Raw genomic sequence first — 14,735 nt, 5'->3', positions numbered from 1 at the left:
GTTATCCTTCCCCGTCGATGGACCCTTTCGTGCGCCGCCTCGTGGAGAGGCTTCATGATCCCAGCCGGCCGCTGTCGCGGAACCGGCATTTCCACACGTTCGACACCCCCGAGGGTCGAATGGCGCTGAAGGTGTTCCGCCGTCTCCGCAGCCTCCAGCAGGACATCCTGGCCTGTCACAAGGAGGGCCGCCGCGCCCGCATCTCCCGCCGGGTCAACCCGGACGGAGACCACCGCATCGAGCTGTGGATGGAGCGCGTCGCGGGCCGCCGCGTGTCCATGCTCCAGCCCGCGGAGTACGAACTGCTCGCCCGGCTGCCGGGTGTCCGGGACGCGTTGGAGATCCTGGACGAGGCGGCCTGAAGCTCCGGCACGTCTAGAAGACCCAGGGCCCCAGTCCCGTGGGAGCCCCGTCGCACGCCGCCCGCAGCCGCGCCTGGGCGTCTTCGTAGGAGAGCCGGGCCGCATCCGCCTTGAGGTTGGGAGAAGCCCAGGCCCGCCACGAGCGCAGCACCGCGACATGGCGGCCGTCTTCATCCTGCGCTTCGGAGAAGTGGACCAGCAGCCGTTCCTCCAGCGCCTCGCGCGCCTTGGTCCAGGGGCCTTCCTTGTCCAACGGGACGCGCTTGTCCCGCTCCACGGTGGAGAGCAGCGCGCGTGCGTCCGGGGACAGGCCCTGGAGTGACGGGCGGCGGCGCGCGGGCTCCATGGCGACGCGGTAGACGGCGGGCCAGAGCGTGGGGTCCACGAAGGCGACCTTGCCCTCCACCAGCCGCACCGCGAGCACGTCCTTCGACGCGCGCAACATGCGCCCCAGCCGGTACGCGAGGCGCCCCTTCGCGTGTTCGCGCCAGCTGCCGGTGGGCCTGCCGCCCATGACCTGTTCAACGAGGGACGTGGGCCCGTGGGTGGGCACTTCGGTGATGACGTGGCGCGTGCGCACCAGCTCTTCCGCGTCCCTCAGCGTCTTGATCATCCGTGTTCCCCTCCTGTGGGGAAAACATTCCGCGCCGGGAGCGGATTCCGGCGCCCGCCTCCTTCACGGCTTCGCGGCCTGGGACACCTGCCACTGTCCCGGAGTCGTTCCGCTCCAGCGGCGGAAGGCGCGGGTGAAGGCGCTGGGGTCGCTGAAGCCCAGGAGGAAGGCGATCTCGAAGTGGGGCAGCTGTCCGTCGCGCAGGAGCTGGAAGGCGCGGTCGCGGCGCACGGCGTCCTCCAGGCCTGCGAACGTGACGCCCTCTTCCCGCAGGCGGCGCTGGAGCGTGCGCTCACTCACCGCGAGCCGCGTCGCCACGTCCGCGGGGACGAGGTCCCCCGTGCGGGGCTGAGATGCGAGCACCTCCTCCACGCGCTCGCGCCAGGAGCGGACCTCGTGGGCCTCCACCCGCGCCAGCTCCGCTTCCGCGCGGGCGTGGAGCAGGTTGCCCAGCTCGATGTCCGCGTGGCGGATGGGGAGGTTCGCGGCGGCCTCGTCGCCCTGCACCAGGTTGGCGCTCGCGCCGTATTCGATGCCGACGCCGAGGAACTCCTCCACGGCCGGCGAAGCCGCATGGCGCGGATGCGTGACGCACACGCGCGTGGGGCGCCAGTCCTCGCCGCTGAGCGCGCGGCCGCTGGCCACCATCGCCACGAGCAGCCCCTCCACCGGGTGCTTCATGCGCGAGGCCCATTCATCCTGCGGATCCAACTCCAGCTCCACGCGCATCATCCCGGGCAGCTGGAGGACGCGCCACGTCGTGCGCGGGTCCAGCAGCGCGTGGATGCGGCAATAGCGCTGGAGGGACGTGCGCAGGTCGGGGCTGTTGACGAGTACGTAGCCCACGAGCCCTACGTGGGTGGGCTCCAGCGCCTGCGCGAGCCGTACGGCCAGCGGCTCGGAGCCGCCCACCTCGACGAGCAGGGTCCACACGCGCTGGAGCGCCACGTAGGGAAGCCGCACGTCCGGCCGCGCGAGCAGGGCTTCGTCCACGCCCACCGCTTCGAGCAGCCGCTCCCGGGCGATGCCCAGCGACATGCCCACCTGGAACAGGGGGCGGAACAGCGAGGACTGGAGCGTCTGGGGACGCATGGCGGGCCAGCATGGCCTGACGTCCCCTCGCCTCGCAATGCGCGGTGGCGCCCGCGGACAATGCGTTGGCGCCCCGGGACCATGCACGCGGGGCATGGGAGCGCGATACCTCCCTTCAGGAGGAAGCGTCCGATGACCACCGCCACCGCCGCTGTCACCCGCCAGCCCCCGGGTCCCCGGGGCCACCTGATCATGGGCATCCTGCCCGACGTGCGCCGCGACATCCTGGGCTGCCTGGGCACGCTCCACCGCCAGTACGGTGACGTGGTGCGCTACCGGCTGGGCCCCATGCGCTCGCACCTGGTCGCGCATCCGGACGCCGTGAAGCACGTGTTGCAGGACCACGTGAAGAACTACACGAAGGACCACCTCACGTACCGCATGGGCCGGTGGATCACTGGCAACGGCCTGCTCACGAGCACTGGGGACTTCTGGCTCCGTCAGCGGCGGCTCGCGCAGCCCGCCTTCCACCGGCAGCGCATCGCGGGCATGGCCGCCGGCATGGTGAAGCAGACACAAGGACTGCTCCAGCGCTGGGAGACGGCCGCCGCGAACGGGACGCCCGTGGGCATCAACGAGGAGATGATGCGGCTGACGCTGGCCATCGTCGGGGAGGCCCTCTTCGGCACGTCCGTGGAGGACCAGACCGAACGGGTGGGCGCGGCCTTCACCGAGCTGAGCCAGCAGATCGCCGAGCGCTTCCGCACCTTCCGCATGCTGCCGCCCGTGCTGCCCACCCGCTACGACCGCGCCTTCCGCGACGCGCGCGCCACGCTGCTGGGGACCGTGCGGGGCATCATCGCCACGCGGCGTCAGCGCGGCGACGACACGGGCGACCTGCTCTCCATGCTGATGCTCGCGCGCGACGAGGACACGGGCGAGGGCATGACGGACGAGCAGTTGGGGAGCGAGGTGATGACGATGCTCCTCGCCGGACACGAGACAACGGCCACGTCGCTGAGCTGGGTGTGGGGACTGCTGTCGAAGCACCCGGAGGTGGAGGCCCGGCTGCACGCGGAGCTGGACGCGGTGCTGGGAGGACGCGCGCCCACGGTGGAGGACGTGCCGAGGCTCGGGTACACGAAGCAGGTGGTGGAGGAGACGATGCGGCTGTACCCGGCGGCGGTCATCTTCAGCCGCAGCGTGGAGGAGGACGACGTCATCGGAGGCTTCCGCATCCCGAAGGGGACGTCGGTGGACGTGAGCCCCTACGTCACGCAGCGACATCCGGACTTCTGGGAGGAGCCAGACGCGTTCCGTCCAGAGCGCTTCGCCCCCGAGGCCGCGGCGAAGCGCCACCGCTTCGCGTACTTCCCCTTCAGCGGCGGGCCCAGGCAGTGCATCGGCAACAGCTTCGCGATGATGGAGGCGCAGCTCGTGCTGGCCACCGTGGCCCAGCGCTACCGTCTGCGCGCAGCGCCCGGCTTCACGTTGGAACCGGATTCACACCTGACGTTGCGGCCGAAGGGCGCGCTCCCCATGAATCTGGAGCGCCGGACCTGAGCGCTCACTGAGGCGTCACGGAAGCGCGCTGCACCTGCGTGACACCGGGCAGCGTGGGCGCGGGGTTGAGCGCCTGGACCAGCATGGCGCGCAGGGCCTCCGTGAGGTCTTCACCGGGAGCAATCACTCCGGCCGGAGCGCCCTGCAACGGCGCCGGCACTTCCGTGCCCACCACCACGATGGGGATGCGGACCTCCCAAGCAAGGTAGTGCGCCAGCCGCACCGCCGGCTCCGAGTTGTCCATCAACAGCGCGCCAATGGATCCCGCGCTGAACGGACGCCACAGCGGGCGCGCGGCCTCCGCGGGCGGCAGCACGCAGAAGTCCACGTTCAGCACGTCGCTCAGTTCCAGGCGCCCCAGCGTCCCGAAGCCGCTCTTCACCGCGGTGGGGTCCGCCGACATCGCCTCCAGCCCCGGCACCCGCGCCAGGATGCGGCGTGCCGCGGATGAACCGCTGCCACAGACGAAGACCTTCGCCGTCGCCACCTTCGCCAGCGTCCTCGTGCGCAGCAGGCGCCCACGCAGCGCGTGCACCTCCGCCGCGCCGATGAGGTCGCTCGCGCCCAGGTTCTGGCCTTCGCTCTCCGTGGGGCGCGCCATGCCCTTCTGGAGCAGCGTGGACAGCACGCCCAGGACCTCCATGTCCGTGGCGGGCGCCAGGTCCAGCACCTCGCCCAGCGCTCGCGGCTGACGGAGCAACTCCATCACCTGCGCCGTCACCGGGTGCTGCTCCTCGGACAGGTCCACCTCCGGTGCCAGCATCAGCCGCGTGTGGCGCGGCGGCAGGCCCGGCAACAGGCGGTTCACCTCGTCCGACTGACGCATGCCTTCCAGCAGCGCGTCGTCCATCGCGCGGTTGATGCGCGGGCGCGCGGCGCTGGTGCCGGGCGTGAAGGTGAAGTTGCCCTCCGTCCACGACAGGAGCCGGAACAGCGCCTTCTCCCCTTCCACCCTCCCGAGCCGCGCGTTCACCGTGCGACCATCGGAGACGGTGATCTCCCCGCGCTCCGCGCCGCGCTCCAGCGACAGCTTCCCGTTGCGCTTGTTCATGCCCAGAATCTGCATGAGGTCCGGGATGCTGAGCTGGCTGAGCGAGCCTTCGATTTCCTGCTGCTCGCTCTTGAGGTCCTTGGCCGCTTCGTTGCGCCGGAAGATGTGCTCGATGCGGCTGAGCACTTCGTCCAGGTTGAAGGGCTTGCGCAGCGTGCCGTCCCGCATGCCCCGCGCCCGGTCCGAGTCCAGGCTGGACGTGGTGAGCACCACCGGGATGTCTTCCGTGCGCGGGTTGGTGCGCAGGATCTGGACGAACGTGCGCGCGTCCAGCAGCCGGCACGCCTCGTCGAAGAGCGTCAGGTCCGGGTGCCGGAGCACCGCGACCTCCAGCGCCCGCGAGCCATCCGGCGCGTAGTGCACCTGATAGCCCTTCGTGCGCAGCGCCCGCGACAGGGCGCGCACCGAGTCGAGGTCGGGGTCGGCGATGAGGATCTTCCGCACCTGGGCCAAGGTCGCTTGCTCCGCTTCGTGACGTCAGTAGGGCTGCAGGTCGTATTCGGCCTGCAGCTTGGAGATGAGCCCGTCCACCACCGCGGTGTCCGAGGTGTGGAACCCCCACGTCGCGCCCCGCCCGCGCCGCTGGATGAGCGCGTACGACGCACTCTCCGACAGCCAGAGGATGAACTCGTGGCGCGCCACCCGTTCGTCCCCTTCCAGGAACACCGGCGTGAGCGCTGCGTGCGACTCCAGGTCCACGCGGCGGCCCAACAGGTAGATGCGAGACGACAGGTCCGGCGGCGCCTGCTCCAGTCCCACCGCCAGCGGCAGATCCGCGCGGATCTCCGGGCCGCCCACGTAGAGCAACCCGCGTGAGCCCGGGTCGCGCACCAGCTCCCGGGCGATCTCCACCTGGAGCTCGTCGAAGAGCACGTCCGCCACCTTGCCCCGGCGGCTGGGCTCCGCGCGGTCGTCCGTGGGTAGACGCGGGCTGTTGGGCGTGCCCAGCAGCAGGTCCACCTCGTCCCAGAACGGCAGCCCGTCCAGCATCAGCCGGCGCTGGAGCGACGCGCGGCGCTCGTCCATGCGGCGGCGGCAGCGGTGCACCAGCTCGTCGAAGTCCTCGCCGTCCTTGGGGAAGGTGCTGGCGCCACCCACGAGCGCCAGCGGCAGGCGCTGCTCCACGTCCTGCACGTCCGGCTCGTCGCGCACGGCGGCGACGGCGCGGCGCACGAACATCATCGCGCCGAAGAAGTCCGTCTCCGGAAGGAGGAGGTAGAACTCCTGGTCGCTCGCCTTCGCGATGACGTCCGAGTCGCGGATGATTTTACTGAGCGCCTTGATGATGCCGCGCACGGCCTTCTTCGCGTCCTGCGCGCCCAACCGCACGCGCACCAGCGGCAGGTTGTCGATGCTGAAGGTCAGCAGCGAGAACGTGCGCCCGTACCTGCGCGCCTTGTAGATCTCCTTGGACGCGTAGTCGGTGAAGTAGCTGAGGTTGTACGCGGCGGTGTCGCGGTCGCGCAGGCCCAGGCGCTGGAGCGCCATCAGCTTGCGGCCGTTCTTCACGCCCACCGCGGCGAAGTCCGCCAGCACCTTCGCGTCGCGCGTGTGCTCCACGCGGAAATCGCCGGTGAGCGGGTCGGACAGCTGCGCCAGGCCCATCACCTCCCCGGCGGCCACCAGCGGCACGTACAGCACCGGAGAGCGCTCATCGCGCGCGAGCCACGGGGCGGCTTCGCGCAGGCGCAGGGACAGCGGCCCCTCCGGGCTCATCTTCTCCGGCAGGAACTGCTTGTCGAGCAGGCCCCGGTAGGAGCGCAGCGCCAGGTCTCCCCGGTCGTCCACCACCCACAGCGCGGCGCTCTGCGCGTCGCACACCGCGCCCAGGTCCGCGATGACGCGCTCCTGGAGCCATTCCAGGTCCGGATGGGAGAGCAGCTCCAGGCAGCGCTGCTGGAGGTTGTGGAAGCGGGCGAACTCCAGGTTCTCGTCCTGGAGCCGGGCGCGCTCGTGGCGCAGCTGGGCGCGCTCCATGGCGCGGTCCACCGCGAGCAGCAGGTCCGACTCCTCCACGGGCTTGACCAGGCAGTCCGCCACGCCCAGGCGCAGCGCGACCTCCGAGCCCTGCACGTCATCGCGCGTGCTGACGAGGATGACCTCCTGCTCGGGGTCGCGTTCGCGCAGGCGCGCGGTGAGCGAGAAGCCGTCCACGCCGGGCATCACCACGTCGGTGAGCACCAGGTCAAACGTCGCCCGGGCCACCTCTGCCAGGGCCAGGGTGGCGTTCTCCACCGCCACCACGCGGTGCCCCCGGCGCGACAGCAGGTCCGTGGCGAGTTGTCGGAAGAACAGGTCGTCGTCGACGACGAGGATGGGACCGGCCACGGCGCTCGGGGGGCGAAGGGAGGAAAACCGAAGGCTATCGGGCCCTTGGAAGCACGACAACGCCTTCGAAGACGAAGGCCACGGGGCCTCGGAGCCGGATGTCGGACAGGTCGTCCGGAACGCGGATTCTCAGGTCTCCGCCCGGCAGGGTGACGCGCAGCCAGGCATTCGAGGGCAGGCGCTTCGCCAGCACGGCCGCCACGGCGGACGCGCACGCCCCCGTGCCACAGGCCTGGGTGAGGCCGCAGCCACGCTCCCAGACGACGACGGTGAGGCCGTCCTCGTCCACGCGGACGAACTCCACGTTGGTGCGGTCCGGGAAGGCAGGGTGCCGCTCCAGGCCGGGGCCCAGGCGCTCGGCGGCTTCCAGGGGCTGGTCCAGGAGCACCAGGTGCGGGTTGCCCATGTTCACCGCGGTGCCGAGCAGCCCTTCATGGCCGGGCACGGGGGCGCTCACGAAAGGCTGGCCGGTCGTCCCGGAGGGCAGGTTCGCGGCCACCAGCCGGGCCGGGCCCATGGAGATGTCCACGCCGACGACGCCGCCATCGCCGTAGCCGGGCTCGCAGGTGAGTACGCCAGCCCCGGTCTCCACGTCGATGAGCGCGGGGTGCTTGCCGGAGTGGTCCACCAGATACTTCACCGCACAGCGCAGGCCGTTGCCGCACATCTCCGCGATGCTGCCGTCGGCGTTGTGGACGACCATGCGGGCAAGGCCGCGGGACGACGGGAGGATGGCGAGCACCCCGTCCGCGCCAATGCCCCGGCGCCGGTCACACAGCCAGCGGGACTGCTCCGCGTCGATGTCCAGGCCCGTGCGGCGCCGGTCCAGGACGACGAAGTCGTTGCCCAGGCCGTGGTACTTGAAGATGCGTTCGCTTGCGTCCACGGGGGGAAGTGTAGACGCCCGCGTTTATTCGCGCTCGCCGACCTTCTTGGGCGCGGTGGGAACGTCCAGGGCGGGCATGGCCCGGCGCGAGGCTCCGGGAGCGGCGGGGGCACTGGCGCGGCGCAGCTCGGCCAGTTCGGCCTCCCGGGCGGCGAGCTGGTCCTGCATCTTCTCCACGTGGGCCTGGAGGACCTCCATCTCCGCGGCCATCTCCAGCACGTCCTCTGGAGGCGGTGCGGCGGCGGACTTCGATTCCTCCAGGGCCTGGAGCAGGGTCTGTCGTTCGGTCTCCAGCGCGTCCAGCCGGGCCTGCTGTTCGCGGATCCGGGTGGAGAGCTGGTCGCGTTCAGCGCGCTCGGTGTCCAGGAGGCGCGCGGCATCCGCGGCGGTGGTCTCCAGGGAGTTGGTCCGGCCCTCCAGGCGGACGCGGGCGGCGCGGGCGACCGTCAGGTCCGACTGGAGGCGCTCGCGTTCGGAGGCCATGGCGGTGCGCTCGGTGTCCGCGCGGCGGGCATGGGCTTCAGCATCGGCGGCGGCCTGGGTCAGGGCGGCGACGCGGGACTCCAGCGCGGCCTGTTCGGTCCGCGCGTCCTCGAGCGCCGTGGCGAGCCGGGACTCCATGGCGGCGAGCGATTCGCGGGTCTGTTCGGCGGATTGGGCGAGGCGGGCTTCGAGTTCGGCCTGTTCCGTCGAGGCGCGGGCCTGGGCTTCCGAGAGACGGGCGTCGCGCTCCGCGTTCGCGGAGTCGGATTGAGCGGTGAGGTCCGCGATGCGGGCTTCGAGTTCGGCCCGTTCCGCGGCGGCCCGGGCGGTGGCGTCCGCGAGCTGTGCCTCGATGGAGGCCTTCTCTTCGCGGGCCTGCTCCGTGAGTTCGGCGAGACGGACTTCGAGCTCCGACCGCTCCGTGCCGGCCTGGGCGGTGGCTTCCGCGAGCCGCACTTCCAGTTCGGCCTTCTCCGTGGCGGCCTGGGCGAGCGTTTCGGCGAGGCGTGTTTCGAGTTCGGCCTTCTCCGTGCTGGCGTTCGCGAGGAGTTCGTTGAGGCGCGTCTCCAGTTCGGCCTTCTCGGTCCCGGCGTTCGCGAGGAGTTCGTTGAGCCGCGTCTCCAGTTCGGCCTTCTCCAGGCCGGCTCGCGCGAGCGCTTCGTTGAGGCGCAGCTCCAGAGTGGCCTTGTCCGTGCCCGCGCTGGTGAGCGCTTCGGTCAGGCGAAGCTCCAGCTCAGCCTGCTCCGTGCCGGCCTGAGAGGTGGCCTCCGCGAGCCGGGCTTCCAGGTCGGTCCGCTCCTGCTCCGCGCGAGTGGTGAGGTCCGCGAGCTGTGCTTCCAGGGTGGCGGTGCGCTCGTTCCCGGTCTGGACGGTCTCCGTGAGCCGGGCCGCGTCCGCGCGAGCGGTTGCCAGTTCCTCGCGCAGACCTTCCAGCGAGGACTCCAGGTTCGTGGCCTTGCCCGCGAAGCGGCGCGCGGTTTCGAGCTGCACCACGAGCACCTCCGCGTGCTCGCGCGTGGCGGCGAGCCGATCGCTGGCGTCCACCAACTCCGCTTCCAGCCGGCCGACCTGCTGGCTCCGCTCATGCAGCGCGGCGTGCGCCCGTTGCAGCTCGGAGCCCAGGCGCATCAACTCCTGGTGCGCGGCGCCCAAGCGGGCCGTCTCCGCGCGCAGGGCCGTCAGCTCCTGCTCCTTCAGCCCCAGTTGCTCGCGCAGTTCGTCCAGGTCCTGCTGCTGCCGCTCGGTCCGCGAGAGCGCGCCTTCCAGCTGCGCCTCCATGGAGACCCGCAGGGCGCTGGCTTCGCGCAGTTCCTGTTCGCGAGCGGTCAGGGACTCCGTGAGACGTGCAGCCCGAGCTTCAGACTCGCGTGCCGCGTCCTGCGACTGCGAGCCCTCCGCGAGACGGGTCTCCGCCTGCGCGAGTGAATCCTCCAACGCGCTGAGGTTCGAGGTCTCCGCGGCGAGCCGGAACTCCACCTCCGTCAGGGAGGCTTCCAGTCCGACACGGCGCGACGTCTCGGAAGAGGCGCGCTTCTCCGCGTCCGCCAGGGACTGCTCCAGGGTGGCGAGGCGGGCCTCCGCGTCCTTCAACGAGGCTTCCAGCTCGGAGCGGCGAGCGGTCTCGGCGGCAATCGTGGACTCCGCCGAGGCGATGGACGCTTCCAGTTCGGAACGGCGGGTGGACTCCGCGGCCTGCCGGACGTCGACCTCCGAGAGCGATGCTTCGAGTTCGGCACGCCGCGTGGACTCCGTGGCCTGCCGGGACTCCGCCTCCGCGAGCGCCACTTCCAGCTCGGAGCGCCGCGTGGATTCCGCAGCCTGCCGGGCCTCCGTCTCCGCGAGCGCCGCTTCCAATTCGGCACGCCGCGTGGATTCGGCGGCCTGTCGGGACTCCGCCTCTGAAAGCGCCGCTTCCAGTTCGGAGCGCCGCGTGGACTCCGTGGCAAGCCGGGCCTCGGCCTCCGCGAGCGTCCGCGCCAACGCTGCATGGCGCTCGGTCTCCGTGGTCTGCCGGGACTCCGCCTCAGCCAGAGTCTGCTCCAGCGCAGTCAGACGCGCGGCATCTGCGGCATGGCGGGCCTCTGCCTCCGCGAGCGACTGCTCCAGCGAGGCCCCTTGCGAAGACGCGGCGGCATGGCGGGCCTCTGCCTCCGCGAGCGACTGCTCCAGCGAGGCCCCTCGCGAAGACGCGGCGGCATGGCGGGCCTCTGCCTCCGCGAGCGACTGCTCCAGCGAGGCCCCTCGCGCGGTCTCGGTCGCGAGGCGGGCCTCGGCCTCCGTGAGGGCCTGCTGCATCGCGGGGAGACGGGCGGCCTCTTCAGCGAAACGGGACTCGGTGTCCGACAGCGACGCTTCCAGTTCGGCGCGGCGGGCTTCGACTTCCGCGAGCCGGGTCTGGACGGATGCCCGCGCCTGCTCCGCTTCGGCCAAGCGCTCGCGCTGAGCCGAGGCCTCCGTGCGCAGGGTCTCCAGTTCCACGCGGAGCGCAGCCTCATCCGTCGCGCGCGACTCGCGGTCGCGAACCTCCTGCGTACGCGCATCATCGAGCGAGGACAGCGCCTCCACCTCGGACCGCCGCGCCTCGGTGAGCTCCGCGCGCAGCTCGCGCACCGTCGCATCCAGGGCCGCCTGCGATTGCTTCGCCTCCGTCAGCGCGGCACGGGCCTCTTCCAGCTCCCGGGCGTATCCACGCGCCTCGTCCGCCGACGCCGCATGCGACTGCCGCAGATCTTCGTTCGTGCGCTGCGCTTCGGCGAAGGAGGCCTGGACCTCTGAAAGGGTCTGGCGCGTCTGCTCGAAGGCAGCCTCGGTGGACAGCCGCGCGGCACGCGCCGCCGACAGGTCCGTTTCGAGCTGGCCCCGAGCCTCCTGTGCCGAAATCCGCGAGGCTTCAGCCCGGGCGCGCTCCTCGTCCAGCGCCGAAGCGGAGCTCTGCTGGAGCTGGGCGAACGACGCCTCCAACCGGGCCCGCTGCGCGCGCTCCTCCTCCAAAACCGTGCGCGCCACGCCCAGCGCGGCATCCAGCCGCAGCCGATCCGTTTCCAGTGCGCTCTGCGCCTCGTTCCACGAGGACTCGGAACCCTCCAGTCGGGAGCGAAGGGCCCGCTCCGCGTCGAGCGACTCCTGAAGGTTCGCGAGTGCCACCTGCGCGCGGGCCTGCTGCTCTCGTTCCGACAGCAACTGCGCCTGGGTATCGGCGAGCAACGCCTCCCAGCGAGCCCCCCGCTCCTGCTCGTGGGTCAGGGACTCGCGAGCCGCATCAAGCTCCGCCTGCACCGAGGCCCGGGCCTTCTGCTCCCGAGCCAGGTCCTCCTGGATGAGCGCGGCCAGGGATTCCGAGTCGGTCAACTCCTGCCGCAACGAGCGGAGCGTTGCCTCCAGCTCCGTGTTCTTCGCCTCGGCGGTCTCGCGCGCCTGGTTCGACTCCGCGAGCCGGACCCCGTGGTCCCACACTTCACGGGCCAGGGTGTCCCGGGCTTCGGAACGGGCCTGTTCGACCGCGGCATCGAGTGCCTCCGCGGCACGCGCCTCCGCCGCCGTGAGCCGGGCCTCCGCCTCGGCGCGCACGTCGGCGAGCACCTGCTCCGTCTGACCGCTCGACACGGCGCGGGCGTCGGTGAGCGCGGTGGCCGAGCGGGCTTCGGCCTCTTCCAGCCGACGGGCCAGGAGCGCCTCGGCTTCGGCACGCACCTCCACGAGCATCCGCGCCGCGCGGACTTCAGCTTCTTCCAACTGCCGGACCCGTTCGGCCTCGGACTCGGCGCGGGCTTCGGCCAGCGCCTGGGCCCGTTCGGCCTCCGCCTCGGCACGCGCTTCCGCGAGGGCCTGCGCTGTCCGTGCCTCGACATCCGCCAGTTGCCGGCTCCGCTGAGCCGAGGCCGTGGCACGGACTTCGGTGAGCGCCTGCTCGCGGCGGCTCTCCGCTTCCGCCAGGGCCGCGGCCCGTTCAGCGGCGGCGTCCGCGAGCGCCTTCGCCACCCGAGCATCCGCGTCGGCCAGAGCCCGCTCGACACGGGCCTCCGCATCCGCCCGAGCCGCATCCAGCGCCTGAGCCGCCTCCGCCACCGCGCGTTCGACACGGGCATCCGCATCGGCCCGAGCTGCCTCCAGCGCCTGAGCCGCCTCGCGAGCATCCGCCAGCGCACGCTCGACACGGGTATCCGCGTCAGACCGGTTCGCCTCCAGCGCCTGAGCCGCCTCGCGAGCATCCGCCGCCGCACGCTCGACACGGGCATCCGCGTCGGACCGGGCCTCCTCCAACTCCCGAGCGAGCCGGGCCTCCGCGTCGGACCGGGCCTCCGCCAACGCCTTCGCGAGCCGGGCCTCCGCCTGCTCACGGGCCTCCTCCAGCGCGAGCTCCGCGAAAGCCCGTTCCTCCTCCAACGCCTGCGCGAGCCGAGCCTCCTCCTGCTCGCGGGCCTCCGCCAGCGCGCGCTCCTGCCGCGAATCCGCGTCGGCATGCGCGGCGGCCAGCGCGTTCGTCACCCGCTCGTCGGCCTCGGCACGGGCCTGGGCCAGCGCCTCCTCCAGCCTTGCCTGCGCCTGGCCCCGCTCCGCGTCGATGGCCTGGACGAGCGCGGCTTCCACACGGACGCGCTCCGTCTCCGCCGCCACCAGCCGCTGCCCCGCGACGTGCTGCGCGGACTCGACCCGCTTCTGCTCCGCCTCCAGAGACTCCAGGCGCAGCCCGGCCGCGTGAAGTTCCTCTTCCAACCGCGCCGCCAGCGCCCGAGCCGCCGACTCCGACTGAGCGCGGCCCTCCAGCTCCTGCCGCAGCCGGCCTTCCGCTTCACGCGCGCTGGTGAGCTCCGTCTCCAGACCGCGCTGCAACGCCTCGCGCTCGGAAAGCCGAGCCTCCGCGTCCTTGCGCGCCCCTTCCGCGGAGTGCATCCGCTGCTGGGCCTCGGCGAGCTCCCGGCGCGCTCGCGCCAGCTCCGCGTCCTTCACCGGCACCGCGTCGCCCGCCGTCCGCGCCGACTCCTGCGCGCGCGCCAGCTCCGCCTTCAGGTGCTCCACCGCCGCGAGCGCCGTCGAATACTGCTCCGCGATGCGCAGCTCCCGCTCGCGAGCCGCCTCCGCCTGACGGCGCTTGTCCTCCGCGCCGTCCTGCGCGCGCTCCGCCGCCAGCCGGTCCCGCTCCCGGTCGATTCGCAGCGAGCCCAGCTCATCCTGCAGGTCGCGCAGCTCCGTGTACGCCTGCGTCAGCCGCTCGCGAGACTCATCCAGCGTCGCCGCCGTCTCCTCGCGCCGCGCCCGCTCCAGCCGAAGCGTCTCCTGCGCGGCCAGCGCCTGCACGCCCGCGTCCGCCTGCGCGCGCTGCGCCGACTCCACCTCCAGGCGCTGCGCCGTCAGCCGCCGGTCCGCATCGGCGATCCGCTCCGTCGCGACCTGCAACTCCAGCTCACGGCGCCGCAGCCGGCTGCTCAGGTCGTCCCGCTCGCGCGCGGACTCCACCGTGCCCCGAGCCTGCTCCAGCTGCGCGGTCAGCCGCGCCATGTCCTGCCGGGCGCCCTCCAGCGCCGGCTTGAGCGACACGACCTCCGCCTCGCGGTCTCCAATCTCCGCGCGAAGCTTCGACACCGCTTCCTTCAGCCGCCCTGCCCGCTCCTCCCACGTCTTCGCCCGGGCCGCGACCTCGTCCAGCTTGCCGCGCGTGAAGGCCAGCGGCTCCGGCGGCAGCTGCACCCACGTGGGGTCCACCACCCGCGTCGGCTCCAGGCCCGCCATCACCACGAAGTACGCCGCCTCGCTGTGCCGCACGAGCGAGCCGTCCACCTGCAGCCCTTCGCCCCGCTCGAACGCGAGCTGGTAGCCCAGCACCGGCGACTGCGTGGCCACCTCTACATGCGGGAAGTGCGCCGTCAGCGCATCCAGCAGCTGCCCATACGTGGGCGGCACCGTCTCTTCCGGCTCCAGCAGCTGAGGCAGCGCCAGCCCCGCGATGTTGCGCAGGCCGCCCACCAGGAAGCCCTGCCGGGCCACCAGCCGCGCCAGCTCCGCCAAGAGCTCCGGCGCGCGCACGTACGGCGCCAGGTCCGTCACCAGCACCAGGTCGAAGCTTCCCGCCTCCAGGTCGTCATAGACGTTGGCGCGGAAGCGCAGCTGCGGGTGCGCATGGGCCTTCTGCGCCGCCTCCACCGCGGACACGTCCGCGTCGCACGCCACCACGGTGCGCGCGCCACGCTCCACCAGGAAGCGCGCGCTCTCGCCGCCCGTGGACGCCACGGCGTCGACCTCGAGCACGCGCCGGCGCGCGAACAGGCTCTCCGCGAAGATGTAGCGGGGCAGCAGCTCGCTGGGCCCCATGCGACGAAAGGTGGATTGCAAATGATGATCCCGACAGGGCGGTAATCGTAGCGTTGGAGTCCCAGAAGACCCAATTTCAGGTTTCGACCCTCACGGGCCCAAGCCCGTCCG

8 protein-coding genes are annotated in these 14,735 nt (G+C 72.0%); 2 read left to right on the top strand and 6 right to left on the bottom strand.

Annotated elements, in window-relative coordinates:
* The first annotated feature begins 119 nt into the window (after window positions 1-119).
* Complete coding sequence (locus tag GTZ93_RS19470; protein ID WP_233605174.1) at window positions 120-362, top strand: hypothetical protein; 243 nt, start codon at window positions 120-122, stop codon at window positions 360-362.
* A 13-nt stretch (window positions 363-375) separates the two neighbouring features.
* Here GTZ93_RS19470 and GTZ93_RS19465 read toward each other — a convergent pair whose 3' ends face one another.
* Complete coding sequence (locus GTZ93_RS19465; protein WP_139915974.1) at window positions 376-975, bottom strand: RNA methyltransferase; 600 nt, start codon at window positions 973-975, stop codon at window positions 376-378.
* Window positions 976-1,038: 63 nt separating this feature from the next.
* Window positions 1,039-2,067 (bottom strand): AraC family transcriptional regulator, encoded by a 1,029-nt coding sequence (locus GTZ93_RS19460; RefSeq protein ID WP_161662924.1) that lies wholly within the window; start codon window positions 2,065-2,067, stop codon window positions 1,039-1,041.
* Window positions 2,068-2,199: 132 nt separating this feature from the next.
* Between GTZ93_RS19460 and GTZ93_RS19455 the strand changes: the two genes are divergently transcribed.
* On the top strand, window positions 2,200-3,570 hold the full coding sequence (locus GTZ93_RS19455) for a cytochrome P450 (protein ID WP_139915976.1): 1,371 nt from the start codon (window positions 2,200-2,202) through the stop codon (window positions 3,568-3,570).
* Window positions 3,571-3,574: 4 nt separating this feature from the next.
* Here the strand turns inward: GTZ93_RS19455 and GTZ93_RS19450 are convergent, their stop codons facing one another.
* Genes GTZ93_RS19450 through GTZ93_RS19435 form a run of 4 tightly spaced genes read right to left on the bottom strand, consistent with a single transcriptional unit; the run spans window position 3,575 to window position 14,624 of the window.
* On the bottom strand, window positions 3,575-5,074 hold the full coding sequence (locus GTZ93_RS19450) for a DUF4388 domain-containing protein (protein WP_139915977.1): 1,500 nt from the start codon (window positions 5,072-5,074) through the stop codon (window positions 3,575-3,577).
* A 24-nt stretch (window positions 5,075-5,098) separates the two neighbouring features.
* Window positions 5,099-6,949, bottom strand: a complete 1,851-nt coding sequence (locus GTZ93_RS19445) for a GGDEF domain-containing response regulator (protein WP_120575998.1) — start codon at window positions 6,947-6,949, stop codon at window positions 5,099-5,101.
* Between the two features lie 34 nt (window positions 6,950-6,983).
* A complete protein-coding gene (dapF, locus tag GTZ93_RS19440; protein ID WP_126934250.1) occupies window positions 6,984-7,835 on the bottom strand; it encodes a diaminopimelate epimerase in 852 nt (283 codons plus the stop codon).
* A gap of 24 nt (window positions 7,836-7,859) precedes the next feature.
* Entirely contained in the window at window positions 7,860-14,624 is a 6,765-nt protein-coding gene (locus GTZ93_RS19435) for a methyltransferase domain-containing protein (RefSeq protein ID WP_161662923.1), read from the bottom strand.
* Window positions 14,625-14,735: the final 111 nt, after the last annotated feature.

The organism is Corallococcus exiguus (assembly GCF_009909105.1).
GTDB classification, from domain to species: domain Bacteria; phylum Myxococcota; class Myxococcia; order Myxococcales; family Myxococcaceae; genus Corallococcus; species Corallococcus exiguus.
Note: the sequence above shows the minus strand (reverse complement) of the source record. Positions and strands in the feature narration are given on the sequence as shown.

Excerpts from the sequence above, each read along its gene's own strand:
- GTZ93_RS19435 (WP_161662923.1), bottom strand. The coding sequence starts at position 14,624 with ATGGGGCCCAGCGAGCTGCTGCCCCGCTACATCTTCGCGGAGAGCCTG.
- GTZ93_RS19465 (WP_139915974.1), bottom strand. The coding sequence starts at position 975 with ATGATCAAGACGCTGAGGGACGCGGAAGAGCTGGTGCGCACGCGCCAC.
- GTZ93_RS19470 (WP_233605174.1), top strand. The coding sequence starts at position 120 with ATGGCGCTGAAGGTGTTCCGCCGTCTCCGCAGCCTCCAGCAGGACATC.
- GTZ93_RS19455 (WP_139915976.1), top strand. The coding sequence starts at position 2,200 with ATGACCACCGCCACCGCCGCTGTCACCCGCCAGCCCCCGGGTCCCCGG.
- GTZ93_RS19460 (WP_161662924.1), bottom strand. The coding sequence starts at position 2,067 with ATGCGTCCCCAGACGCTCCAGTCCTCGCTGTTCCGCCCCCTGTTCCAG.